19 protein-coding genes and 2 pseudogenes are annotated in these 23,206 nt (G+C 72.4%); 9 read left to right on the plus strand and 12 right to left on the minus strand.

All coding sequences use genetic code 11. The annotated features are described in order from the left end of the window. Positions 1-17 precede the first annotated feature (17 nt). Genes ACOBQB_RS16500 through argC form a run of 5 tightly spaced genes read right to left on the minus strand, consistent with a single transcriptional unit; the run spans position 18 to position 4,899 of the window. Positions 18-560, minus strand: a complete 543-nt coding sequence (locus tag ACOBQB_RS16500; RefSeq protein ID WP_423592565.1) for an arginine repressor — start codon at positions 558-560, stop codon at positions 18-20. 7 nt (positions 561-567) lie between these two features. Beyond that, a complete protein-coding gene (locus tag ACOBQB_RS16505; RefSeq protein ID WP_423592566.1) occupies positions 568-1,773 on the minus strand; it encodes an acetylornithine transaminase in 1,206 nt (401 codons plus the stop codon). Then, positions 1,770-2,714 carry an acetylglutamate kinase gene (argB, locus tag ACOBQB_RS16510; RefSeq protein ID WP_423592567.1) on the minus strand — a complete coding sequence of 315 codons (945 nt, stop codon included), beginning with the start codon at positions 2,712-2,714 and terminating at the stop codon, positions 1,770-1,772. Before argB ends, ACOBQB_RS16505 begins: the two co-directional genes overlap by 4 nt. Then, entirely contained in the window at positions 2,711-3,862 is a 1,152-nt protein-coding gene (argJ, locus tag ACOBQB_RS16515; RefSeq protein ID WP_423592568.1) for a bifunctional glutamate N-acetyltransferase/amino-acid acetyltransferase ArgJ, read from the minus strand. The genes argB and argJ overlap by 4 nt, the downstream gene beginning before the upstream one ends. After that, on the minus strand, positions 3,859-4,899 hold the full coding sequence (argC, locus tag ACOBQB_RS16520) for an N-acetyl-gamma-glutamyl-phosphate reductase (protein ID WP_423592569.1): 1,041 nt from the start codon (positions 4,897-4,899) through the stop codon (positions 3,859-3,861). The genes argJ and argC overlap by 4 nt, the downstream gene beginning before the upstream one ends. A gap of 418 nt (positions 4,900-5,317) precedes the next feature. On the opposite strand from argC, the gene ACOBQB_RS16525 reads away from it, so the two are divergent. Beyond that, positions 5,318-6,523 (plus strand): alanine--tRNA ligase-related protein, encoded by a 1,206-nt coding sequence (locus ACOBQB_RS16525; protein WP_423592570.1) that lies wholly within the window; start codon positions 5,318-5,320, stop codon positions 6,521-6,523. A 253-nt stretch (positions 6,524-6,776) separates the two neighbouring features. On the opposite strand, the gene ACOBQB_RS16530 is transcribed toward ACOBQB_RS16525, so the two are convergent. Then, the gene (locus ACOBQB_RS16530; protein ID WP_423592571.1) at positions 6,777-7,196 is read right to left on the minus strand and encodes a DUF5997 family protein; all 420 of its coding nucleotides are present in this window, start codon (positions 7,194-7,196) and stop codon (positions 6,777-6,779) included. 58 nt (positions 7,197-7,254) lie between these two features. Here ACOBQB_RS16530 and ACOBQB_RS16535 point away from each other — a divergent pair, with 58 nt between their 5' ends. Further along, on the plus strand, positions 7,255-8,004 hold the full coding sequence (locus ACOBQB_RS16535; RefSeq protein WP_423592572.1) for a LysR family substrate-binding domain-containing protein: 750 nt from the start codon (positions 7,255-7,257) through the stop codon (positions 8,002-8,004). Positions 8,005-8,076: 72 nt separating this feature from the next. On the opposite strand, the gene ACOBQB_RS16540 is transcribed toward ACOBQB_RS16535, so the two are convergent. Beyond that, the gene (locus ACOBQB_RS16540; RefSeq protein ID WP_423592574.1) at positions 8,077-10,296 is read right to left on the minus strand and encodes an NADP-dependent isocitrate dehydrogenase; all 2,220 of its coding nucleotides are present in this window, start codon (positions 10,294-10,296) and stop codon (positions 8,077-8,079) included. A 198-nt stretch (positions 10,297-10,494) separates the two neighbouring features. Between ACOBQB_RS16540 and ACOBQB_RS16545 the strand changes: the two genes are divergently transcribed. Then, complete coding sequence (locus ACOBQB_RS16545; RefSeq protein ID WP_423598526.1) at positions 10,495-11,109, plus strand: TetR/AcrR family transcriptional regulator; 615 nt, start codon at positions 10,495-10,497, stop codon at positions 11,107-11,109. 395 nt (positions 11,110-11,504) lie between these two features. Further along, entirely contained in the window at positions 11,505-12,899 is a 1,395-nt protein-coding gene (locus tag ACOBQB_RS16550; RefSeq protein WP_423592576.1) for an MFS transporter, read from the plus strand. 132 nt (positions 12,900-13,031) lie between these two features. On the opposite strand, the gene ACOBQB_RS16555 is transcribed toward ACOBQB_RS16550, so the two are convergent. Together ACOBQB_RS16555 and ACOBQB_RS16560 are read right to left on the minus strand one after the other, a co-directional pair. Beyond that, on the minus strand, positions 13,032-14,384 hold the full coding sequence (locus ACOBQB_RS16555; RefSeq protein WP_423598528.1) for a serine hydrolase domain-containing protein: 1,353 nt from the start codon (positions 14,382-14,384) through the stop codon (positions 13,032-13,034). 5 nt (positions 14,385-14,389) lie between these two features. Beyond that, complete coding sequence (locus ACOBQB_RS16560) at positions 14,390-15,874, minus strand: alpha/beta hydrolase (RefSeq protein WP_423592578.1); 1,485 nt, start codon at positions 15,872-15,874, stop codon at positions 14,390-14,392. 226 nt (positions 15,875-16,100) lie between these two features. Here ACOBQB_RS16560 and ACOBQB_RS16565 point away from each other — a divergent pair, with 226 nt between their 5' ends. Together ACOBQB_RS16565 and ACOBQB_RS16570 are read left to right on the plus strand one after the other, a co-directional pair. Continuing rightward, entirely contained in the window at positions 16,101-17,090 is a 990-nt protein-coding gene (locus tag ACOBQB_RS16565; RefSeq protein ID WP_423592580.1) for an aldo/keto reductase, read from the plus strand. A gap of 16 nt (positions 17,091-17,106) precedes the next feature. Continuing rightward, positions 17,107-17,655 carry a DUF6314 family protein gene (locus tag ACOBQB_RS16570; protein ID WP_423592581.1) on the plus strand — a complete coding sequence of 183 codons (549 nt, stop codon included), beginning with the start codon at positions 17,107-17,109 and terminating at the stop codon, positions 17,653-17,655. Here the strand turns inward: ACOBQB_RS16570 and ACOBQB_RS16575 are convergent. Next, positions 17,606-18,043: a GNAT family N-acetyltransferase gene (locus ACOBQB_RS16575; RefSeq protein WP_423592582.1), complete on the minus strand. Its 438-nt coding sequence runs from the start codon at positions 18,041-18,043 to the stop codon at positions 17,606-17,608. The genes ACOBQB_RS16570 and ACOBQB_RS16575 overlap by 50 nt on opposite strands. A gap of 54 nt (positions 18,044-18,097) precedes the next feature. Next, positions 18,098-19,534, minus strand: coding sequence for a PLP-dependent aminotransferase family protein (locus ACOBQB_RS16580; RefSeq protein ID WP_423592584.1), 1,437 nt, complete (start codon positions 19,532-19,534; stop codon positions 18,098-18,100). Here ACOBQB_RS16580 and ACOBQB_RS16585 point away from each other — a divergent pair. Further along, a pseudogene (locus ACOBQB_RS16585) lies at positions 19,533-20,492 on the plus strand (DMT family transporter). The gene ACOBQB_RS16580 and the pseudogene ACOBQB_RS16585 overlap by 2 nt on opposite strands. Before the next feature lie 107 nt (positions 20,493-20,599). Continuing rightward, positions 20,600-20,794: a DUF1918 domain-containing protein gene (locus ACOBQB_RS16590; RefSeq protein ID WP_423592586.1), complete on the plus strand. Its 195-nt coding sequence runs from the start codon at positions 20,600-20,602 to the stop codon at positions 20,792-20,794. A 22-nt stretch (positions 20,795-20,816) separates the two neighbouring features. Here ACOBQB_RS16590 and ACOBQB_RS16595 read toward each other — a convergent pair. Next, positions 20,817-22,051 (minus strand): annotated as a pseudogene (locus ACOBQB_RS16595) (glycoside hydrolase family 10 protein). 182 nt (positions 22,052-22,233) lie between these two features. On the opposite strand from ACOBQB_RS16595, the gene ACOBQB_RS16600 reads away from it, so the two are divergent. Beyond that, entirely contained in the window at positions 22,234-23,094 is an 861-nt protein-coding gene (locus tag ACOBQB_RS16600) for a 3-hydroxybutyryl-CoA dehydrogenase (RefSeq protein WP_223773629.1), read from the plus strand. Positions 23,095-23,206 lie beyond the last annotated feature (112 nt).

Consider the following 23,206-nt stretch of genomic DNA (forward strand, 5'->3'; position numbering starts at 1 on the left):
CCGGGCGCGCCCCGGGGTCACTCGTTGGAGGCCAGCCGCAGCAAGTGGTCCGCGAGCGCCTGGCCTCCCGCCGGCTCCCTGCTGATCAGCATCAGCGTGTCGTCGCCCGCGATCGTGCCGAGGATGTCGTGCAGTTCGGCCTGGTCGATGGCGGACGCCAGGAACTGGGCCGCGCCCGGCGGCGTCCGCAGCACCACGAGGTTGGCCGAGGCCTCCGCGGAGATCAGCAGCTCCGCGGAGAGACGCCGCATCCGCTCCTCCTTGGCCGACTCCCCGAGCGGCGCGCGCGGGGTGCGGAAACCGCCCTCGCTCGGCACCGCGTAGATGAGGTCGCCCTCGGCGTTGCGGATCTTCACGGCGTTCAGCTCGTCCAGGTCCCGCGAGAGCGTCGCCTGAGTGACGGTCAGACCGTCGTCGGCGAGCAGCTTCGCGAGCTGGCTCTGGGAGCGCACCGGCTGCCGGTTGAGGATGTCCACGATCCGGCGGTGGCGTGCGGTGCGGGTCTGCGGCACGGCGGGACCCGCGTGATCGCCGTGCTCGTTGCCTTGCGCCTGGCTCATCGTCGTCTCATTCTCCGGATCGTCCGTCCCCGTCGGCCTCGGCGGCCTTGTCCAGTACGCCGGGCAGTACCCGCAGGAACGCGTCCACCTCGTCGTCGCGCACGTTCAGCGGCGGCATCAGCCGTACGACATCGGGGGCGGGGGCGTTCACCAGGAAGCCGGCGTCCTGAGCCGCCTGCTGGACCTGCGGCGCGAGCGGCTCGGTGAGCACGATACCCAGGAGCAGGCCCGCGCCCCTGACATGTCCGACGAGCCGGTGTCCGAGTGACTCGACCCCGCTCCGCAGCTTCTCACCCGCCCGCTTGGTGTTCTCCAGGAGCCCCTCGGTGGCGATGGTGTCGACGACCGCGAGCCCCGCGGCGCACGCGACGGGGTTCCCGCCGAACGTCGTGCCGTGGTGACCGGGCTTGAACAGCTCCGCGGCGGCGCCGAACGCGACGGTCGCGCCGAGCGGCAGACCACCGCCCAGACCCTTCGCGAGTGTGACGATATCGGGCTCGACGCCCTCGTGCGCGAAGTGCTCGAACCAGTGGCCGGTGCGGCCGATCCCGGTCTGCACCTCGTCGAGGACGAGGAGGGTCCCGGTGGCGCGGGTGATCTCCCTGGCCGCCTTGAGGTAGCCCGCGGGTGGCACGACGACGCCGATCTCGCCCTGGATCGGCTCGATGATCACGAAGGCGGTCTCGGTGGTGACGGCGGCGCGCAGGGCCTCGACGTCGCCGTACGGGACGTGCGTGACGTCGCCGGGCAGCGGCAGGAACGGCTCCTGCTTGCCGGGCTGGCCGGTGAGGGCGAGCGCGCCCATGGTCCGGCCGTGGAAGCCGCCGTCGGTGGCGACCATGTGCGGGCGGCCGGTCAGCCGGCCGATCTTGAAGACGCCTTCGTTGGCCTCGGCCCCGGAGTTGCAGAAGTACACGCGGCCCTCGCGCCCGAAGAGCTCCAGGAGCCGTTCGGCCAGCCGGACGGGCGGCTCGGCGACGAAGAGGTTCGAGACGTGGCCGAGCGCGCCGATCTGGGCGCTGACCGCCTCGACGACCGCCGGGTGGGCGTGGCCGAGCGCGTTGACGGCGATGCCGCCGACGAAGTCGACGTACTCCTTGCCGTCGGCGTCCCACAGCGTGCTGCCCGCGCCGCGCACGAGGGGCAGCCGCGGCGTGCCGTAGTTGTCCATGAGCGCGCCCTGCCAGCGCGCGGTCAGCTCCTGGTTGCTCATGACTCCCCCTCGGTGTCGTGCTGTGCGTCGGTGCCGTCCGGCACGACCATCGTGCCGATGCCCTCGTCGGTGAAGATCTCCAGCAGGATCGAGTGCTGGACGCGGCCGTCGATGACGCGGGCGGTCTCCACGCCGTTGCGTACGGCGTGCAGGCAGCCCTCCATCTTCGGGACCATGCCGCTGGCCAGCTCGGGCAGGAGCTTCTCCAGCTCGGTGGCGGTGAGCCTGCTGATGACCTCGTCGGAGTTCGGCCAGTCCTCGTACAGGCCCTCGACGTCGGTCAGCACCATCAGGGTCTCGGCATCAAGCGCCGCAGCGAGTGCCGCAGCCGCCGTATCAGCATTGACGTTGTAGACATGGTGATCGTCCTGGGAACGGGCGATCGAGGACACGACCGGGATACGGCCGTCGGCGAGAAGCGCCTCGATGGCGCCCGTGTCGATCTCGGTGATCTCGCCGACCCGGCCGATGTCGACCAGTTCGCCCTCGATGCGGGGCCGGTGCTTGGTGGCGGTGATGGTGTGCGCGTCCTCGCCGGTGAGGCCGACGGCGATCGGCCCGTGCCGGTTGAGCAGGCCGACCAGCTCGCGCTGCACCTGACCGGCGAGCACCATGCGCACGACGTCCATGGCGTCCTCGGTGGTGACCCTCAGGCCCGCCTTGAACTCGCTGACGATGCCGTGCCGTTCGAGCGCCTTGCTGATCTGCGGTCCGCCGCCGTGCACCACGACGGGCTTGAGGCCCGCGTGGTGCAGGAAGACGACGTCCTGGGCGAAGGCGGCCTTCAGCTCCTCGTCGACCATGGCGTTGCCGCCGAATTTGATGACGACGGTCTTGCCGCGGTGCCGGGTGAGCCAGGGCAGCGCCTCGATGAGGGTCTGCGCCTTGGGCAGCGCGGTGTGTTTGCGGGCGGTGGGCTGACTGCCGGGGTCCTTGCTCATGAGGAGTAGGCGCTGTTCTCGTGGACGTAGTCCGCGGTGAGGTCGTTCGTCCAGATGGTCGCGGTCTGATCGCCCGCCGCCAGGTCGGCGGTGATGACGACCTCGCGGTAGCGCATGTCGACCAGGTCGCGGTCCTCGCCCACGGAGCCGTTCTTGCAGACCCAGACGCCGTTGATGGCGACGTTGAGCTGGTTCGGGTCGAAGGCGGCCGACGTGGTGCCGATCGCGGAGAGCACCCGGCCCCAGTTGGGGTCCTCGCCGTGCAGGGCGCACTTGAGGAGGTTGTTGCGGGCGATGGACCGGCCGACTTCTACGGCGTCGGCCTCGGTGGCCGCGTTGACCACCTCGACCTTGATGTCCTTGCTGGCGCCCTCGGCGTCGCCGATGAGCTGCCGGCCGAGGTCGTCGCAGACCTCGCGGACGGCCTCGGCGAACTCGGCGTACTCCGGGGTGGCTTCGGCCGCGCCGGAGGCGAGGAGCAGCACGGTGTCGTTGGTGGACATGCAGCCGTCGGAGTCGACCCGGTCGAAGGTGACGCGGGTGGCGTCCCGCAGCGCCTTGTCCAGGACGCCGGCTTCGAGGTCGGCGTCGGTGGTGAGTACGACCAACATCGTGGCGAGGCCGGGCGCGAGCATGCCGGCGCCCTTGGCCATGCCGCCGACGGTCCAGCCGTCCCTGGTCACCACCGACGTCTTGTGGACGCTGTCGGTGGTCTTGATGGCGATGGCGGCCTTCTCGCCGCCGTGCGCGGAGAGTTCACCGGCGGCCTTCTCGACGCCCGGCAGCAGCTTGTCCATCGGCAGCGTGACACCGATGAGCCCGGTCGAGGCGACGGCGACCTCGCCCGCGTTCAGGGACAGGGCCTCGGCCACCTTCTCGGCGGTGGCGTGCGTGTCCTGGAAGCCCTTGGGTCCCGTACAGGCGTTGGCGCCACCGGAGTTGAGGATGACGGCGGAGACGAGGCCGCCCTTGAGGACCTGCTCCGACCAGAGGACGGGGGCGGCCTTGACGCGGTTGGAGGTGAAGACGCCCGCGGCGGCCAGTCGGGGCCCGGTGTTGACCACGAGGGCCAGGTCCGGGTTGCCGTTCTCCTTGATGCCGGCGGCGATGCCCGCCGCCGTGAATCCCTTGGCTGCCGTCACACTCACGGCGCGACTCCGATCGTAGAGAGCCCGGTGGCCTCGTCGAGGCCGAGGGCGATGTTCATGCTCTGGAGGGCGCCGCCCGCGGTGCCCTTGGCGAGGTTGTCGATGGCGCTGATCACGATCACACGGCCGGCCGCCTCGTCGTACGCGACCTGGAGCTGTACGGCGTTCGAGCCGTACACGGCGGCGGTCGCGGGCCACTGCCCCTCGGGGAGCAGGTGGACGAACGGCTCGTCGGCGAAGGCCTTGGCATACGCCTCCCGCACGGACCCGGCGGTGACGCCCGCCTTGGCCTTCGCGCTGCACGTGGCGAGGATGCCGCGGGGCATCGGGGCCAGGGTCGGCGTGAAGGAGACGGTGACGGGGGTGCCCGCGGCGGCGCTGAGGTTCTGGATCATCTCGGGGGTGTGCCGGTGGGCGCCCCCGACCCCGTACGGGGACATGCTCCCCATGACCTCCGAGCCGAGGAGGTGCGGCTTGGCGGCCTTGCCCGCGCCGGAGGTGCCGGACGCGGCGACGATCACCGCTTCGGGCTCGACGAGGTCCGCCGCGTACGCGGGGAAGAGCGCGAGGGAGACGGCGGTCGGATAACAGCCGGGCACCGCGATGCGCTTGACGCCCGCCAACGCGGCGCGGGCGCCGGGCAGTTCGGGGAGGCCGTAGGGCCAGGTGCCGGCGTGCGGGCTGCCGTAGAACTTCTCCCAGTCCCCCGCGTCCTTCAGCCGGAAGTCGGCGCCCATGTCCACGACGAGGACGTCGGGGCCGAGCTGCTCGGCGACGGCGGCGGACTGGCCGTGGGGCAGCGCGAGGAACACGACGTCGTGCGGGCGGCCCTGCCCGGCCAGCACCTCGGCGGTGGTCGGCTCCAGGACACGGTCGGCGAGCGGGAGCAGCTGCGGTTGCAGCGCGCCGAGGCGCTCGCCCGCGTTCGAGTGCGCCGTGAGAGCGCCGATCTCCACCTCGGGGTGGGCGAGGAGCAGACGCAGCAACTCGCCGCCCGCGTACCCACTCGCCCCTGCCACTGCTGCGCGTACCGCCATGGAACCCTCCTTCTGGATGGCATGACTATACGCACAACCGCACTTTTATGCAATGGGCGCCAAGGGAGTGGGCCAACCGCGACGGCCGGGCCAGAGACTTAGGCAAGGGTACCCTTAGTTACCCTCGACGCGGCGCGAGGAAGGCGCGAGGAAGGGGACGACGGCCCGTACATCGCGTGCCGCCCATGTCCTGGCCGCGCTACCGTCGGCCGTATGAACGTCATCGGCCTCAGCCTCACCGCCACCGCGCGAGCGCCCCGCTCGCCGGTCGCCGCCGCCTGACGTACGCACGTCCTGAACTCTCCACCGGCGCCCGGACACGGCCCGCCGGTGGTTCCGTGGTCCTCTCGTCCCGGTTCCGGTGATCGCACGGCCGTCTTCCGGTGCCTCCCCGCCGCGACGCGAAGGAGCCACTCCCATGAAGACCCCACCGAGCACCCGGCCGAGCACCGGACCGAGCGCCGAACAGATCGTCCGTACGTTCGTCGAGTACTACGAGGAGCGCGGGCACCGCCGGATCACCGGCTCGACCCTGCTGCCGCCGCCCGGCGACCCGGTGCTCTTCACCACCTCGGGCATGCATCCGCTCATCCCGTACCTGGAGGGGCGGCCGCATCCGCTGGGCAGCCGGCTGGTCAACGTACAGCGGTGTCTGCGCACCACGGACCTGGAGGAGGTCGGCGACCCCACCCACCTGACCGTGTTCGAGATGCTCGGCACCTGGTCCCTCGGCGACTACGAGGGCCCGCAGAGCCTCGACTGGGGATACGGGCTGCTCACCGAGGGGCTCGGGGTCGATCCGGGGCTGCTGCACGCCACGGTCTTCGGCGGTGACGACCGGACCGGGCCCGACACCGCCTCCCTGGAGCTGTGGCAGGAGCGCGGGGTGCCGGTGGAGCCGACCGTCGAGGACAACTGGTGGCCCAGCGGTTCGGCCGGGCCGTGCGGGCCCGACTCGGAGATCTTCCTGTGGACCGGGGACGGGCCGCCTGAGTCGACGCCCACGCGCGACGAGCGCTGGGTGGAAGTCTGGAACCACGTGATGATGCGTCATCGCCGCCTCGACGACGGCTCGCTCGTCCCGCTGATCCAGCGCAACATCGACACCGGCCTCGGCCTGGAACGGCTGGCCTCGCTGCTCCAGGGCCGCCGGTCGGTGTTCGAGTGCGATGTCTTCGACCCGTGGCGCCGGCTCGTGCCGGGCCTGTGGCCGCTGGACGAGCCGTCGCTGCGGCTGGTCTGCGACCACCTGCGCTCCGCCGTCGTGGTGACCGGCGACGGCGTGCGCCCGGCCGCCTCCGGACGCGGTTATGTGCTGCGCAGGCTGGTACGGCGCGTGCTCGCCGTGCTGTGGCGGGACGACGCCTCGCGCACGCTCGGCGACCTCCCGGACGAGCTGGTGCGGCACACTCTGGACCGCTTCCGGCAGGACGCCGATCCGGGTGCCGTGCACCGGGTGCTGACCGAGGAGGAGCGCCGCTTCCGGCGGATCCTGGAGCGCGGGCGGCGGGTGCTGGCCCGGCCCCGTTCCCGGGGACCGTTGGGCGAGGAGGACTTCCGGTATCTGCACGACGCCCATGGCCTGCCGCGCGAGCTGGTGGTGAGCCTGCGCTCGACGGACTGAGGGGCCGAGGGGCTCGGCGCCGCTCGCCGGGCCAAGGGGTCCGCGCCCACTCGACGGGCCGAGGGGCTCCGGGCGGGCTCCGGCCGGGCTCCGGGCGACTCGACGGGCTGAGGGGGGCACGGCCACCCGACGAGCCGAGGGAGTGCGCGGCTGCACGAGCCGAGGGGGCGTGCGGCCCCTCCACGAGCCAAGGGAATGCGCGGCCAAGGGGCCCGGTGTACGCGCGGGCCCCTTGGTCAGCTGCTGCCAGGGGTCAGGAGCGGGCGTCCTCGTCGGTGCGGGCCGCGCGCTTCTGGGCCTGCTCGGCCTGCTTCTCCTTGATCCGCACCGCTTCCTTGCGGACCTCGGCCTGGGTGGCGCGCTCCTGGCGCAGCCAGCCGGGCATCTCGTCCTTCAGGGCGTCGATCTGCTCCGTGGTGAGCGGCTCCGTGACCCCGCCGCGGGCGAGGCCCGCGATGGAGACGCCCAGCTTCGCGGCGACGACGGGGCGGGGGTGGGGGCCGGTGCGCCGCAGGTCCTGGAGCCACTGGGGCGGGTCGGTCTGGAGCGCGTTCAGCTCGCTGCGGGAGACGACACCCTCCTGGAACTCGGCGGGCGTGGCCTGGAGGAGCACACCCAGCTTCTTCGCCGCGGTCGCGGGCTTCATGGTCTGGGTGTTCTGGTGCGACGTCATGGTGTCAAGGGTATCGAGCATGTGCGCTACCTCTGACCACGACCGGTAGCCTGGCGAGGTGACAGGCTCGGAAGTAACCCCTTCGTTCCGGCTCGCCTACGTCCCGGGGGTGACGCCCACCAAGTGGGTGCGTATCTGGAACGAGCGGCTGCCCGACGTCCCCCTGACCCTTCTCCAGGTCTCCCCCGGCGAGGCACCTGACGTGCTGCGCGCGGGCGGCGCCGACGCCGGGTTCGTACGCTTGCCGATCGACCGTACGGATCTCAGCGCGATCCCCCTCTACACCGAGACCACGGTCGTCGTGATCCCCAAGGACCACGTCGTCGCCGCGGTCGACGAGGTGTCCCCCGAGGACCTCGCCGACGAGATCGTGTTCCACCCGCTGGACGAGACGCTTGAATGGGAGCGGCGCCCGGGGCGGCCAGCCGCCGAGCGCCCGGCGACGACGGCCGACGCGGTCGAACTGGTCGCCGCGGGCGTGGGCGTACTCCTCGTCCCGCAGTCCCTCGCACGTCTGCACCACCGCAAGGACCTCACCTACCGCCCCGTCACGGACGCCCCCGAGTCGCGGGTGGCCCTGTCGTGGCCGGAGGACGCGACCACCGACCTGGTCGAGGACTTCATCGGCATCGTCCGGGGCCGTACGGTCAACAGCTCGCGGGGGCGCGCGCAGTCTCCGGCGGTGAAGGAGAAGCCGCGGGCGAAACCGCAGCCCAAGGCCAGGTCCAAGGCCGCGGCGCAACCGAAGAAGAAACCGGTGTCCCGCCCCAAGGCCGCCAAGCGCGGTAAGCCGCGGCGGCGGTCGTAGGCCGCGTACACACGTGAACAGGGCCTCCCGCCGAGCGGCGGGAGGCCCTCTTCACGACTGCGTGGCGAAGCGTCAGCCCAGGATCGACAGCGCCTGGTTGAGCGTCGCGGACGGACGCATGACCGCGGTGGCCTTGGTGACGTCCGGCTGGTAGTAGCCGCCGATGTCGGCCGGGGAGCCCTGCACCGCGATCAGTTCGTCGACGATGGTCTGCTCCTGCTCGGTCAGCGCCTTGGCCAGGGCCGCGAACGCCTCCGCGAGCTGCGTGTCCTCGGTCTGCTTGGCCAGCTCCTGCGCCCAGTACAGGGCGAGGTAGAAGTGGCTGCCGCGGTTGTCGATGCCCCCGAGGCGGCGGCTCGGCGACTTGTCGTTCTCCAGGAACGTGGCCGTGGCGCGGTCCAGGGTGTCGGCGAGGATCTGCGCGCGGGCGTTGCCCGTGGTGGTGGCGAGGTGCTCGAAGCTCACCGCGAGGGCGAGGAACTCACCGAGGCTGTCCCAGCGCAGGTAGTTCTCCTTGACCAGCTGCTGGACGTGCTTCGGGGCGGAGCCGCCGGCGCCGGTCTCGAAGAGGCCGCCGCCGTTCATCAGCGGGACGACCGACAGCATCTTGGCGCTGGTGCCCAGCTCCAGGATGGGGAAGAGGTCGGTGAGGTAGTCGCGCAGGACGTTGCCGGTGACGGAGATGGTGTCCTCGCCGCGGCGGATGCGCTCCAGGGAGAACGCGGTGGCCTCGACCGGCGACATGATGCGGATGTCCAGGCCCGCGGTGTCGTGGTCGGCGAGGTACTGCTTGACCTTGCCGATGAGCACGGCGTCGTGGGCGCGGGTCTCGTCCAGCCAGAACACGGCCGGGCTGCCGGTGGCGCGGGCGCGCGTGACGGCGAGCTTGACCCAGTCCTGGATCGGCGCGTCCTTGGTCTGGCACATGCGGAAGATGTCACCGGCGGCGACGGCCTGCTCCAGGACGACCTTGCCCGCGCCGTCCAGAACCCGGACGGTGCCGGTGGTCTGGATCTCGAAGGTCTTGTCGTGGCTGCCGTACTCCTCGGCCTTCTGCGCCATCAGGCCGACGTTCGGGACGGAGCCCATCGTCGCCGGGTCGAAGGCGCCGTTGACGCGGCAGTCGTCGATGACGACCTGGTAGATGCCCGCGTAGCTGCTGTCCGGCAGGACGGCCAGCGTGTCGTGCTCCTCGCCGTCCGGGCCCCACATGTGGCCGGAGGTGCGGATCATGGCCGGCATGGAGGCGTCGACGATGACGTCGCTCGGGACGTGCAGGTTGGTGATGCCCTTGTCGGAGTCGACCATGGCCAGCTCCGGGCCCTCGGCGAGCTCGGCCTCGAAGGACGCCTTGATCTTGTCGCCCTCGGGGAGCGAGTCCAGGCCCTTGAAGATGCCGCCCAGGCCGTCGTTCGGGGTCAGGCCGGCGGCGGCGAGGGTCTCGCCGTGCGCGGCGAAGGTCTTCGGGAAGAAGGCGCGGACCACGTGGCCGAAGACGATCGGGTCGGAGACCTTCATCATCGTGGCCTTGAGGTGCACGGAGAAGAGCACGCCCTGGGACTTGGCGCGGGCGACCTGCTGCTTGAGGAACTCGCGCAGGGCGGCGACGCGCATGACGGAGGCATCGACGACCTCGGCCGCGAGAACCGGTACGGACTCCCGCAGGACGGTGGTGGAGCCGTCGTCACCGACGAGCTCGATGCGCAGCGCGCCGGCTTCGGTGATCACCGCGGACTTCTCGGTGGAGCGGAAGTCGTTCTCGCCCATGGTGGCGACGTTCGTCTTCGACTCGGACGTCCAGGCGCCCATGCGGTGCGGGTGGGCCTTGGCGTAGTTCTTGACCGACGCGGGGGCGCGGCGGTCGGAGTTGCCCTCGCGCAGGACCGGGTTGACGGCGCTGCCCTTGACCTTGTCGTAGCGGGCGCGGATGTCGCGCTCCTCGTCGGTCTTCGGGTCGTCCGGGTAGTCGGGGAGCGCGTAGCCCTGGCCCTGCAGCTCGGCGATCGCGGCCTTCAGCTGCGGGATCGAGGCCGAGATGTTGGGCAGCTTGATGATGTTCGCCCCGGGCGTCTTGGCCAGCTCGCCCAGCTCGGCGAGGGCGTCGTTGATGCGCTGGCCCTCCTCCAGGCGCTCGGGGAAGCTCGCGATGATCCGCCCCGCGAGCGAGATGTCACGGGTCTCCACGCTGACGCCCGCGGTGGAGGCGTAGGCCTGGACCACCGGCAAGAAGGAATGGGTCGCCAGGGCCGGGGCCTCGTCAGTGTGGGTGTAGATGATGGTCGAGTCAGTCACCGGGTGCTCCGCTCCGCGTCTGCAACATTTCTCGACATCAAGATACCTCGTACCTCCCCCGGGGTGGACAGGGCCCTCGGGGTCCTCTTGGGTGCGAATTTCGGGGCGATTCGCGGTAGACACCGCCCATGCGTCCCGGTAGACAGTGTCTACGCGCCGTAGTAGACAGTGTCTATGGGCGAACGGATGGGCGAACGGATGAGTGAACGGGTGCACGAACGGAACGTCAGCGATCAGAGCGCACAGGAGGCCGGGCTGCGGGCCCGGCTGGTGGACGTGGGCGTGGAACTCCTGGCGGCCGAGGGCGTACAGGCGCTGACCCTGCGGGAGATCGCCCGCAGGGCCGGGGTCTCGCACGGCGCTCCCCGGCGCCACTTCCCCACGCACGTGGCCCTGCTCTCCGCCATCGCGCGGCGGGGATTCGCCGAGCTGGCGGCCGAGGTGGCGCGGGCAGCGGCCGAAGGGGACGCGCGTACGCGGCTGAGGGCGCTGAGCCGTGCCTATCTCGGCTTCGCGGCGGACCACCGCGGCATGTTCGAGCTGATGTTCCGCCACGACCTCCTGGAGAGCAACGAGCTCGGTCTGCGGGAGACCAGCCTGCCGCTCTTCGACGTACTGGTCGGCCTGGTCGCCGAGGCGCGCCCCGCGTCCGGCGCCGGGGCGCGGGTCGCCGCGGGGGCGCTGTGGGCGAACCTGCATGGCATCGCGCAGCTGTGGGGGTGGGGCAGCCTGCGGCTCGCGTCGGGGGCGGCGGGCGTGGAGCCCCTGATAGAGGCGGCGCTGGACGCGCACGTCGGTCCGGAGGGACGGTGACGGCCGGCCGCCCGGGGGTGCGGTGGGCGTCGGGCTTGGGGGTGCGGTCAGCGTCCGCTGCCGAGGCGCGGCCGACGTCCGCTTCGGGGGAGCGGTGGGCGTCGGGTTTGAGGGTCCGGTGGGCGTCCGCTTTGGGGGTGCGGCTGTCCTCCACTCTGGAGACGCGATCGGCACCCGCTTCGGAGACACGGCAGACGCCCGCCCCGGAGGCGCGGTCAACGTCCGCTTCACAGGCACGGCAGACCTCTGCCCCGGAGCCGCGGTCGGCGTCCGCTTCACAGGCACGGCAGACCTCTGCCCCGGAGGCGCGGTCGGCGTCCGCTCCGGAGCCGCGGTCGGCATCCGCTCCGGGGGTGCGGCGGAGGCTGACTCTCGCTTGCAGTGTCATCGGTGCCATGATCGTCGCGCTGGACGGCACCGTACTGACCGTCGTACAGCCCGCCCTCCAGCGCGATCTGAACGCGTCGTTCACGCAGGTGCAGTGGACCAGCACCGGGTATCTGATCGCCGTGGCGAGCCTGCTGGTCTTCGCGGGGCGGCTCGGTGACCGCTACGGCCACCGGCGGATCTTCGCGGTCGGGACACTCGGCTTCGCGCTCGCCTCGGCGGGGATCGGTCTCGCGCCCGGCGTCGGCCCGGTGATCGCGCTGCGGGTCGTCCAGGGAGTGTTCGGCGCGCTGCTCCAGCCCGCCACTCTCGGGATGCTGCGGGCCGCGTACCCACCGGACAGACTCGGGATGCCGATCGCGGTGCGGACCAGCGCGATCGGGCTCGCGGCTGCGGCCGGGCCGGTGCTCGGCGGGGCACTCGCGACGGAACTGGGGTGGCGCTCGGTGTTTTTCCTGAGCGTCGTGCCCGCACTGGTGATCGGGGTACTGGCACTGGTGGTCCGCGTTCCCGCCTCACCTCGCCGGGGGCCCGCGCCCGGACTCGACCTGCCCGGTGCCGGACTGCTCGCGGTGACCCTGGCCTGCCTCGTGCACGCCTTGGTCGGCGTCGCGGAGAGCGGCCGGCCTGCGGCCACCGCGCTCGGGGTGTGCGGGGCGGCGCTCGGCGCGACCGCGTTCATCCGGCACGAACGCCGCGCCGCGAGCCCGCTCATACCGCCCCGCCTGATCGGCTCGGCCGCGGTCGGGCCCGCCCTCGGCGTCCTGGTGGCGGCTTCCTCGGCGATGTTCGGGGCGTTGTTCGTGGGGACGTACTTCCTTCAGGACGTGCTGGAGCTCGATCCGCTGCACAGCGCGGTGAGGGCGCTGCCGCTCGCGATCATGATGATCGTGAGCGCGCCGTACGCGGCGGTGCTGCTGCGCCGGTACGGGCCCCGGCAAACGATCACGGCCGCCATGGCGGTGCTGGCTCTCGGCGTCCTCGCCCTGTCCCGTCTGGACCAGGCGTCGGGAGCCATGGCAGCTGGCAGCGGATTCCTGCTGGTCGGCGCCGGCTTCGGCACGGTGATGGTCGCCGCGACGGCCGTCGTCGTACGGCACGCCCCGGTGGCCGACGCGGGCGTCGCGGGCGGCCTCCAGCAAACCGCGATGAACGTGGGCCCGACGCTGGGCATCGCCGCGGCGACGACGCTGATGACCACCCTCACGGGCCACGCCCCCGGTGCGGAGCCCTATTGGAGGGACGGCGCGTTCCTCACCGCGATGGGCCCGACCCTGGCAGCGCTGGCGGCCGTGGCGGTACTCGGCGCGGTGGCGGCGACGAGGCTGCCGGGCCGAGCGGCGCAAACCGGTGACGAGGCCACGAAGCTCCCGGCCACCGAGGCGCCCTCCGGCCGGGGCTAGCGGCAGATCCCGGGATCGGCCGCCGGGCCGAGCGGCAAAGGCCCAGACCCAGGACGCCGGGCACCCCGCCCACCGAGGCCCCCTCCGGCCAAGGCCGGCGACCGCCTCCGGCATCAGCCCCCAACCACCACATCAACCACTCCGCACGGCACCGACAGCCACCAGCCTCCCAGGCCGCACGGCAAAAGCCGGGGGCCAGGACGCCGGAAGCCGGCCACCAGGCGCCTCGCCACCCAGGTCCCGGCCGCCGAGGCTAGCGGCCGCCCCCGCGCCTCCCCCCAGCACCGCATCCACCATCCGCAAGGTAGCCCGCGCCTGCCTCTCGTTCTGCTCGGGGCTGTCCAGGCGCAGGGTGAAGGCCGCGCTGGTCACGGCCGTGGTGCCGTCAGGGGTGACTCCGCATTCCGAGACGCAGCCGAGGCTGGTTCCGCCGTGGAACCAGATGCCGTCGCGGCGGCCGGCGACCGGCCGCCAGGCGATGCCGAGGCCGTAGCGGACACCCTCGGCGGGGATCCAGTCCTGCACGGGCACGGTCTGTCGCATCGCCGCCAGCTGAGCGGGGCGCAGCACGCGGCCGCCGAGCAGGGCGCGCAGGAAGACGCCGTGGTCGCGGGGTGTTGAGATGAGGCAGCCGTCCGCGCCGCCGCCGAAGCCGAGGGTGGTGTCGACGGGCCGGGTGCCGTTCGGGAAGTACGTGTAGCCGGTGGCCGTGGGCCGCGGCACGTACGACGACGTGCCGGGGGTGAACGTATCCCGGAGGCCGAGCGGCTCGATGATCCGCTCGTGGAGTTCCTGGGCCCAGGGGTGGCCCGTGACCGCCTCGATGAGCAGCCCGGCGACGACATAGTTCGTGTTGGAGTAACCCCATCGCCGCTCCCCCGCCGGGTCGTCGGCGTCGGGCAGCCACAGCGGTGGCCTGCTCAGGGCGGCCTTCAGCTGCTCCTCGGGGCTCTGCGGGCGGAAGCGGTTGCGCCGGTAGGCCTCCGGGGTGAGGTCGGCGGGGTCCGCTCCGACCGCGAAGTAGTCGTTCAGGCCGCTGGTCTGCCGCAGCAGGTTGGTGACGGTGATCCGGCGGCCGTCGTTGCCGTGGCCCCGGATCGCGCCGGGCAGCCACCGCTCGACGGTGTCGGTGAGCTTCAGCCGTCCTTCGCCGACGAGTTGGAGGACGACGACGGCCGTGAACGTCTTGGTGTCGCTGCCGATCCGGTAGTACGCGTTCCAGGGCACCGGAGCCTTCGCAGCGAGGTCGGCGACGCCCGCGCGGGCGGCCGCCCACCGGCCGCGCGGGCCCCGCACCTCGGCGAGGACACCGCTCACGCCGGTGGCGACGATGGCGTCCACGTGGCGTTGCAGGGCCCGCTCCCGCCGGGGCGCCGCCGCCGAGGCGGGAGCCGCCGCCCCGGTGAGCAGCGCCGCGGTGGCCACCGCGAGCCCCGTGCGCCTGCTGATGGCCGTCATGCCTGTCACGCCTGTCATGCCTGCCATGTCTGTCATGAGGCCTCCTCCGGTTTCCGGCAGGTGAGGTCCGCGGCGGGCAGCTTGCCGTCGCGCAAGTAGGTGTTGACCGCGCGGTCGGCGCAGGGGACAGGGGTCAGGCCGTCGTTCCCCCGGCCGTAGACGCCGTGCGCGCGGATGTCCGCCGTCAGGAGGCGCGATCCGGTGAGCCTGCGGTGCAGGGCGAGGGCGCCTTCGTAGGGCACGTTGTTGTCGTGGCGGGCCTGGAGCAGCAGGACGGGCACGTCGTTGCCGATCTTCGTGCCGGGTTCGCGGGGCTCGCTCCCCCAGAACGCGCACGGCGCGATCATGCCGTTGACGTACGGGCCGAAGACCGGCTGCGTGGCGCGGCTGCGCCGCATGTTCTTCCAGTACGTCTCCGGGTTCTTCGGCCAGCCGCCTGCGGGCCACCCTCCGTCGCCGCACATGAAGATCGCGCCGCCGACCATGCTGCTCTCCAGCTCCGGCGAGGAGAGGAGTGCGAGGAGTCCGGTGAGCGCGGGGCCCGGCTCGATGTCCTCGCCCGCCGCGGCCTTCCTCAAGTCGCCGACGACTTCCGCCAGTTGGGGGTCGTACTCCTCGTGCTGGACGAGCTGCTTGAAGATCATGCGCAGCAGTGGCGCGTTGAGGCGCTGCCCCTTGACGGGGACGGGGCGGCGTTCGGCCCGCTCCAGCAGCGCGCGTATGTCCGCCCGCACCCCGCTGCCCAGCGCCGCCTCCGCGGGCGCTCCCGAGCGCTGGAACAGCTCGTACTGCGTGGCCGCCGGGTCGGTCGAGGAGTCCAGGACGACGCGGTCGGCGCGGCGCGGGAACAGCTGGGTGTAGACGGCGCCCAGGTCCGCGCCGTACGAGACGCCGTAGTACGACAGCTCGCGTTCGCCGAGGGCGGCGCGGATCGCGTCCATGTCGCGGGCGACGTTGCGGGTCGAGGCGTGCGGGAGCAGCGCGGCGTTGTCGCCGTGTTCCTGGCAGCGGCGTGCGGTGTCCCGTGCGGCGCGCACCGACGCCTCGAAGTCCGCGCGCGGCGTGGTCGTCGGCGTGGGCGGGGCCGGGCGCGGAGCGGGGCCGCAGGTGAGCGGGGTGCTCTCACCGAGGAAGCGGGGGTCGAAGCCGATCAGGTCGTAGTGGTCGGCGACGTCCTTCAACGCGGGACGCAGAGCGAGGGTGCTGGCGAGCCCGGTGCCGCCCGGGCCGCCGGGATTGGAGAGCAGGATGCCGCGCCGCTCCGGCGACTTCGCCTTGATGCGGGAGATCGTGAGCTGGATCGTACGGCCGCCGGGGTCGGCGTAGTCGAGGGGAACGGTGACCTTCGCGCACTGCGCGCCCGCTTCGTTCAGCTCCTTCTGGTCGGCGGAGCAGTGGCCCCAACTGAGCGCGGGGCGTGGCTTCTTGGGCATGTCCGGCAGGGCCGGGGCGGCCACCGCCCCCGTGAGGAGGCCGGCCAGCCCTAAGCCCGCGGTGATGGTCGAGGCGACGCGCATCGTGCTCCTTGGTCCGTCGGTGTCCGCTCCGGCCCACCCGGCCGGAGACGATCACCACGCTAGGAACGCGCGCGGCCCGCCACCATCGGGCCACCGGGCCGAACTCCCCTGGGGACAACCCCCGTACCAACGCTCCGGTTCCCCCGCGGCCGCCGCCTTGACCTGGAGTCCGCTCCAACTCCTAGGGTCGGAGCCGACCACCAAGCAGCAACCAGGAGGTACCACCATGACCACTCTTCCCACCCGCCGGCTCGGCGCGCTGACGGTCTCGGCCCAGGGGCTCGGATGCATGGGAATGAGCCACGGTTACGGCGCGTCGGATGATGACCGGTCGATCGCGACGATCCACCGTGCCCTGGACCTCGGCGTCACCCTGCTCGACACCTCCGACTTCTACGGCAGCGGCCACAACGAGCAGCTCATAGGCCGCGCCCTGGCCGGTCCGCGCCGTGAACAGGCGGTCCTCGCGACGAAGTTCGGCTTCGCCAACCGCCTCGGTGAGCCGACGCGCATCCGCGGCGACGCCGCGTACGTCCGCGAGGCCTGCGACGCCTCGCTGCGGCGCCTCGGCGTCGACCACATCGACCTGTACTACGCGCACCGGGTCGACAAGACCGTGCCGATCGAGGAGACCGTCGGCGCGCTCGCCGAGCTGGTCGAGGCGGGCAAGGTGCGCCACCTCGGGCTCTCCGAGGCGAGCGCGGACACGATCCGCCGCGCGCACGCCGTGCATCCGATCGCCGCGCTGCAGAGCGAGTGGTCGCTGTGGACCAGGGACCTGGAGGCGGAGATCGCGCCGGTCTGCCGGGAGCTCGGCATCGGTCTCGTGCCGTTCTCGCCGCTCGGCCGCGGCTTCCTCACCGGCCGCTACACCTCGCTCGACGCGCTCCCCGAGGACGACCTGCGGCGCACCCAGCCCCGCTTCGCCGACGGCAACCTGGAGCAGAACCTCGCCATCGTGGACGCCCTGAACGCGCTCGCCGCCGAGAAGGGCGTCACCGCCGGGCAGCTCGCGCTCGCCTGGGTGCAGCACCGCGGCGGCGACGTCGTGCCGATCCCGGGCACGCGCCGCGAGAAGTACCTGGAGGAGAACGTCGCGGCCGCCACGATCGAGCTGTCCGCCGAGGACCTCGCGGCCATCGACGCGGCGGCCCCCGCTGACAAGGTCGCGGGCACGCGGTACGACGAGCGCAGCATGTCGGTGGTCGACAAGTAGCGGTTAACCTGCTGGTATGCGTGCCGGTACGTCCTCCCTCCGCCCCGTCCCCGATGCCCTCGCGCATCTCGTCGGCGAGTGGCGCGTGACCCGCTCGGTCCGCGACCTCGCCGACGGTTCGGAGGGCCGCTTCACCGGTACGACGCTCTTCTCGCCGCTGACGTCACCGCTGACGTCACCGCTGCCCGCCCCGGACGAGGGCGGGCTCCTCCACCACGAGTCGGGCGTCTTCACCTGGCACGGCGCCGCGCGCCCCGCCGAACGCACCCTGCGCTTCCTGCCGGGCGCCACCCCGGGCACGGCCCGCGTCGAGTTCGCCGACGGCCGCTTCTTCCACGACCTGGACCTGCGCACCGGCCGCCACGAGACGGACCACCCGTGCGCGGCGGACCTCTACCGGGGTGAGTTCGAGGTGTACGACGCGGACCGCTGGCGCACCCGGTGGCGTGTCGGCGGCCCCGCCAAAGACCTGCGGCTCGTCACGGAGTACGTACGGGCCACCCAGGGCCCGGCGGTCACTGACTGCCCAGCGCCATCCAATTCCCCGGGTCCTCCAGAGGCTTGAACCCGACCTTCTCGTAGACACCGTGCGCGTCGGCCGTGGCCAGAAGCACGCGGCGCAGGCCGAACGGCTCCAGGTGCGCGCGGACCGCGTCCACGAGAGCGGTGCCGAGCCCTCCGCCGCGCGCGACCGGGGCGACATACACGTCGCAGAGCCAGGCGAAGGTGGCCCGGTCGGTCACCACGCGGGCGTACGCGACCTGCTCCCCCGAACTCCCGTCATAAGCGCCGAAGTTCAACGATCCGGCGATCGCCGCGTCCTGCTTGGCGCGGCTGCGGCCGAGGGCCCAGTACGCGTCCGTGGAGAGCCACTGGTGGACGCGGGCCGCGTCGATGCGGGCGGGGTCGGCGGATATGTCGTACGTACCGTGGAGCGTGACACTGTCGTTCATGCCCCGACCCTCGCAGCACGCCGTGCCTCCCGTCGACCGCTTTCCGCCCGGCGGCTACCCCCGCACCTCGTCGCAGGCCACCCGCAGCCTGCGCACCCCCTCGCCGATCTCCCCCACCCCCGCGACCGCCGCGAAGCTCAGCCGGACGTACGCCGCCGGAGGCTCCGCCGCGAAGTAGGGGCGGCCGGGGGCCACGGCCACGCCCGCGCGCAGGGCGGCCGAGGCCAGCGCCGTCTCGTCGGTGCCGTCCGGCAGCCGTACCCACAGGTTGTAGCCGCCCGCGGGGATGTGCGGCATCGCGGCCTCGGGCAGGCGCAGCCGCAGCGCCGCGGCCATCGCCTCCCTGCGCACCCTCAACTCCCCTGACACCGCCCGCAGATGGCGCGGCCAGGCCGGGGAGCCGACCAGTTCGAGGGCCGCCTCCTGAAGCGGGCGCGGCACGAAGAAGTGGTCCACGACCTGGATGGCGCGCAGCCGCTCCAGGACCGGTCCGCGCGCGGCGAGCGCGCTCACCCGGAAGCTCGGCGAGGTGGCCTTGGTGAGCGAACAGACGTGCACGACGACGCCGTCCCTGTCGTCGGCGGAGAGCGGCGGCGGCAGCGGCCCCGCGTCCTCGTGGACGAGGCGGCGCACGAAGTCGTCCTCGATGACGAACGCCCCCGCCTCGCGGGCGATCCGCAGGACCTCGGGGCGGCGCTCGGCGGCGAGTACGGCCCCCGCCGGGTTCTGGAACAGCGGCTGGCAGACGAAGACCCGGGCGCCCGTGGCGCGGAAGGCGGCCTCCAGGAGCTGCGGGCGCACCCCGTCCGTGTCGACGGGCACCGGCACGGGACGCATGCCCGCCGCGCGGGCGATGGCCAGCATGCCCGGGTAGGTGGGCGACTCGACGAGCACCGGCGCCCCCGGCGGGGCGAGCGCGCGCAGCGCCGTGGTCAGCGCGCTCTGCCCGCCCGCCGTGATCAGCACCTCGGCGCCCGTGACGGCCCCGCCGATACCCCGCGCGAACCACTCCCGCAGCTCCGGCAGGCCGTCGACCGGCGGCCGTCCCCACGCCCCGGGCCGTCGTCCCGCCCGCGCGAGCGCCGCGGCCATCGCGCGCTCGGGCTGGAGGGAGGCGTCGAGGTAGCCGCCGTTGAACTCGATGACGCCCGGCGGCGGGGCGGCGAGGGTGGCGAGCACCCCGGACGCGTCGACCGCCCGCGGCACCAGCTCGGCCGTGGCGTCGGCGCTCAGGGACACCTCCTGCCACGAGGTGTCCCCGGCGGGCACGGCGGGCGCGGACGGCTCGGCGCGGAAGACACCGGCGCCGGGCCGGGTGACGACGAGCCCTTCGGCGGCGAGCTGCGCGAGGGCCCGCGACACGGTCACGGGGCTCACCCGGAACCGTTCGACGAGCGACCGGCTCGACGGCAGCTTTCCTCCAGGTGAGTAGCGGTCCAGTTCGGCCCGCAGCTGTTTCGCCAGTTCGCCCACACTGCTACTGTCTTGCATGACAGCACAGGATAGCGCTACTCGCCCGCAGCGGATAGCGGTCACCGAAGCCGCCACCAGTACGCCGGCCCCGCAGCCGCCGCCCCCGCCCCCCACGGCCCCCGCCGCGCCGGCACCGTGATGGCCGCCCTCGGCGTCACCGCCTTCTCGCTCACCTTCCCCTCCACCGCCTGGGGCCTCGAAGGCATCGGCCCCTGGAGCCTGGTCACCCTGCGCGGCGTGCTCAGCGCCCTCGTCGCGGGCGGCTGTCTGCTCGCCCTGCGCGTCCCGGTCCCGCACCGCCGCCACTGGGCGGGGCTCGCGGTGGTCGGCGCCGGAGTCGTCGTCGGTTTCCCGCTGCTGACCACGCTCGCCCTGCAGACCTCCACCACCGCGCACGCGGCCGTGGTCGTCGGTCTGCTTCCGTTGACGACCGCCGTCCTCTCGGCGCTGCGCACCGGGGCGCGCCCCTCCCGCACGTTCTGGGCCGCGGCGCTCGCCGGGGCCGCCGCAGTCATCGCGTTCACCGTGCAGCAGAGCGGCGGCGCGCTGTCCGCCGCCGACCTCTACCTCTTCGGCGCGCTCCTGATCTGCGCGGCCAGGCTACACCGAGGGCGGCCGCCTGGCCCGCGAGATGCCCGGCTGGCAGGTCATCGGCTGGGGGCTGATGCTCTGCCTGCCGCTCAACCTCGTCGGCGCGGCCATCGCCCTCCAGCACGAGTCCTTCCAGCTCACCGGGCACAGCACGGCGGGCCTGCTCTACTCCGCGATCGGCTCGCAGTTCCTCGGCCTGGTCGTCTGGTACCGGGGCATGGCGGCCATCGGCGTCCCCAAGGCCAGCCAGCTCCAGCTCGCCCAGCCGCTGCTGACACTCGTCTGGTCGGTGTTCCTGCTCGGTGAGCACCTGCCCGTCGCCGCGCCCCTCACGGCGGCCGCCGTACTCGTCTGCATCGCGGTCACCCAACGGGCCCGCGGCTGACCTGAGGCTGACCCGTCCGGCGTCCGGCCAGGCGCCAACTCCCGCACCCCGTCATAGACTGAAGGCCACGGATCGCGACCGCAGAGCGGGACGAGGGAGTACTCCACATGCGCGCAACCGTAGGTGACAGGCTGGTGGTGCACGGCAGGATCGTCGGGCAGCACGACCGGGTCGCGGAGGTCGTCGAGGTGCTCGGCGCGGACGGCACGCCGCCGTACCGCGTCCGCTTCGAGGACGGCCACGAGACCCTGATGTCGCCGGGCCCCGACACCGTCGTACGGCACGAGGACCCGGCGAGCTAGGGCGCGAGACAGGACCGGAGCGTCAGCGCGGCGGCTTCGCCGGCTCCTGGTAGTGGTCGGCGACCACCCGCGCCATGGCGCCGTTCCGGTCGACGCCGACCTCCTTGGCCGAGAAGTAGATGTGCCCGCGCACCTCGCGGAAGCCCTCGGCGTACGTGAGGTGGCGGACAGCTCCGCCGGGTCCTGCCAGGCGGCGGGCTGCGCCGGGTCGCCCGCCTTGTAGAGGGCCTCGCCGATGTACAGGCGCACGCCCGTGCCGCGTACGACGTCGTTCCACCACGGGACCAACTTGGCGTAGTCCGCGGCGGGGAAGCCGATGTTCCAGTACACCTGCGGGACGATGTAGTCGAGCCAGCCCTTCTTCACCCAGCCGCGCGTGTCCGCGTACAGGTCGTCGTACGTCTGCACGCCCGCCCGGGTGTCCGAGCCCGTCGGGTCGGTGGCGATGTTGCGCCAGACCGCGAAGGGGCTGATGCCGAATTGGGTGCGCGGCCGGGTCTTCTTGATCCGGCCGGACATCTCGCGCACCAGCCGGTCGATGTTGTCCCGGCGCCAGGAGGCGCGGTCCGGGAAGCCGCCGCCGTGACGGGCGAAGGCCTCGTCGTCGTCGAAGGTCTGGCCCGCGACGGGGTACGGGTAGAAGTAGTCGTCCCAGTGCACCGCGTCCAGCGGATAGCGGCGGACCGCGTCGAGCATCGCGTCCTGCACGAAGCGCCGCACCTCGGGCAGGCCCGGGTTGTAGTAGAGCTTCCCGCCGTAGGGCACCACCCAGTCGGGGTGCACGCGCGCGGGGTGCGTGGCCACCAGCCGTGACGGGTCGGTGTGGTTGGCGATGCGGAAGGGGTTGAACCACGCGTGCAGCTCCAGGCCCCTGCGGTGCGCCTCCTTCACCGCGGTGCCCAGCGGGTCCCAGCCCGGGTCCTTGCCCTGCGTGCCGGTGAGGTACTGCGACCACGGCTCGTGCGGCGAGGGCCACAGGGCGTCGGCGGTGGGCCGCACCTGGAAGACCACCGCGTTCAGTCTGCGGTTCACCGCCGAGTCGAGAAACGCAAGCAGCTCGCTCCGCTGCTGCTGCGCGGTCAGGCCCGGCTTGGAGGGCCAGTCGCGGTTGACGACGGTCGCCAGCCACATGGCCCGCAGTTCGCGCTCCTTCTTCCGACGCCGGTCGGGGGCCGCCACCGCGTCCCCCGCCGTCGCCAGGCCCGCGATCGTCGCCGCGGCCACCACCGAGAAACCCCGACGTGACATACGCCTCATCTGTACGCCCCTGAGCTCGCTGTGTCCGGCACCTTTCGCCGGGTTGCGGCCAGCATGCCCGACCCGGCACGCCATGGACCCCCAGTTGCGGAGTAACGTTCACGGCCGAGGCAGGGACCGCATCCATACGGGGGACCCTGCCGGCCCCGTTGATCAGCGAAAGGCACGAGGTGACCGACTCCATGACCGATATCGCACGCGTCGGAGTGGTGGGCTGTGGCCAGATGGGCGCCGGAATCGCAGAGGTCTGCGCCCGCTCCGGACTGGATGTGAAGGTCGCGGAGACCACCGGCGAGGCCCTGGAGATCGGCCGCACCCGGCTGTACAACTCCCTCTCCAAGGCCGCCGAGCGCGGCAAGATCTCCGAGGAGGAGCGGGACGCGACCCTGGCCCGGCTCAGCTTCACGACCGACCTCGGCGAGTTCAGCGACCGTGACCTGGTCATCGAGGCCGTCGTGGAGAACGAGCAGGTCAAGACCGAGATCTTCCAGGTACTGGACCAGGTGGTGACCCGCCAGGACGCGATTCTCGCCTCCAACACCTCCTCCATCCCGCTGGTGAAGCTGGCCGTCGCGACCTCGCGGCCCGACCAGGTCATCGGCATCCACTTCTTCAACCCGGCGCCGGTGCAGCAGCTCGTCGAGCTGATCCCGGCGCTGACCACGTCCGAGGGCACCATCAGCCGGGCGCAGGTCATGGTCGAGAAGGTGCTCGGCAAGCACGCGATCCGCGCCCAGGACCGCTCGGGCTTCGTGGTCAACGCGCTCCTCATCCCGTACCTGCTCTCCGCTATCCGGATGTTCGAGTCGGGGATCGCGAGCCGCGAGGACATCGACAACGGCATGGAGATGGGCTGCGCCCACCCGATGGGCCCGCTCAAGCTCGCCGACCTCATCGGCCTGGACACGGTCGCCTCGGTCGCCGACTCCATGTACGCCGAGTACAAGGAGCCGCTGTACGCCGCTCCCCCGCTGCTCCAGCGGATGGTCGACGCGGGCCGCCTCGGCCGGAAGACCGGCTCGGGCTTCTACACGTACGCCTGAACGCGCGCCTGACGGTACGCCTGACGGGATTTCGCCCGTACGAACCGCTCCGTACGACGGGCCCGGCACTCCTTCGAGTGCCGGGCCCGCGGCGTTCACACACCGTGTGCGC

Origin of the sequence: Streptomyces sp. G5(2025) (assembly GCF_049542075.1) — a bacterium.
In the GTDB taxonomy this organism is placed as follows: domain Bacteria; phylum Actinomycetota; class Actinomycetes; order Streptomycetales; family Streptomycetaceae; genus Streptomyces.

What these genes read in the sequence shown, in the direction of transcription:
- ACOBQB_RS16500 (WP_423592565.1), bottom strand. Translation starts at nt 560, where the DNA reads ATGAGCCAGGCGCAAGGCAACGAGCACGGCGATCACGCGGGTCCCGCC.
- ACOBQB_RS16505 (WP_423592566.1), bottom strand. Translation starts at nt 1,773, where the DNA reads ATGAGCAACCAGGAGCTGACCGCGCGCTGGCAGGGCGCGCTCATGGAC.
- argB (WP_423592567.1), bottom strand. Translation starts at nt 2,714, where the DNA reads ATGAGCAAGGACCCCGGCAGTCAGCCCACCGCCCGCAAACACACCGCG.
- argC (WP_423592569.1), bottom strand. Translation starts at nt 4,899, where the DNA reads ATGGCGGTACGCGCAGCAGTGGCAGGGGCGAGTGGGTACGCGGGCGGC.
- ACOBQB_RS16525 (WP_423592570.1), top strand. Translation starts at nt 5,318, where the DNA reads ATGAAGACCCCACCGAGCACCCGGCCGAGCACCGGACCGAGCGCCGAA.
- ACOBQB_RS16530 (WP_423592571.1), bottom strand. Translation starts at nt 7,196, where the DNA reads ATGACGTCGCACCAGAACACCCAGACCATGAAGCCCGCGACCGCGGCG.
- ACOBQB_RS16545 (WP_423598526.1), top strand. Translation starts at nt 10,495, where the DNA reads ATGAGTGAACGGGTGCACGAACGGAACGTCAGCGATCAGAGCGCACAG.
- ACOBQB_RS16550 (WP_423592576.1), top strand. Translation starts at nt 11,505, where the DNA reads ATGATCGTCGCGCTGGACGGCACCGTACTGACCGTCGTACAGCCCGCC.
- ACOBQB_RS16555 (WP_423598528.1), bottom strand. Translation starts at nt 14,384, where the DNA reads ATGGCAGGCATGACAGGCGTGACAGGCATGACGGCCATCAGCAGGCGC.
- ACOBQB_RS16560 (WP_423592578.1), bottom strand. Translation starts at nt 15,874, where the DNA reads ATGCGCGTCGCCTCGACCATCACCGCGGGCTTAGGGCTGGCCGGCCTC.
- ACOBQB_RS16565 (WP_423592580.1), top strand. Translation starts at nt 16,101, where the DNA reads ATGACCACTCTTCCCACCCGCCGGCTCGGCGCGCTGACGGTCTCGGCC.
- ACOBQB_RS16570 (WP_423592581.1), top strand. Translation starts at nt 17,107, where the DNA reads ATGCGTGCCGGTACGTCCTCCCTCCGCCCCGTCCCCGATGCCCTCGCG.
- ACOBQB_RS16575 (WP_423592582.1), bottom strand. Translation starts at nt 18,043, where the DNA reads ATGAACGACAGTGTCACGCTCCACGGTACGTACGACATATCCGCCGAC.
- ACOBQB_RS16580 (WP_423592584.1), bottom strand. Translation starts at nt 19,534, where the DNA reads ATGCAAGACAGTAGCAGTGTGGGCGAACTGGCGAAACAGCTGCGGGCC.
- ACOBQB_RS16590 (WP_423592586.1), top strand. Translation starts at nt 20,600, where the DNA reads ATGCGCGCAACCGTAGGTGACAGGCTGGTGGTGCACGGCAGGATCGTC.
- ACOBQB_RS16600 (WP_223773629.1), top strand. Translation starts at nt 22,234, where the DNA reads ATGACCGATATCGCACGCGTCGGAGTGGTGGGCTGTGGCCAGATGGGC.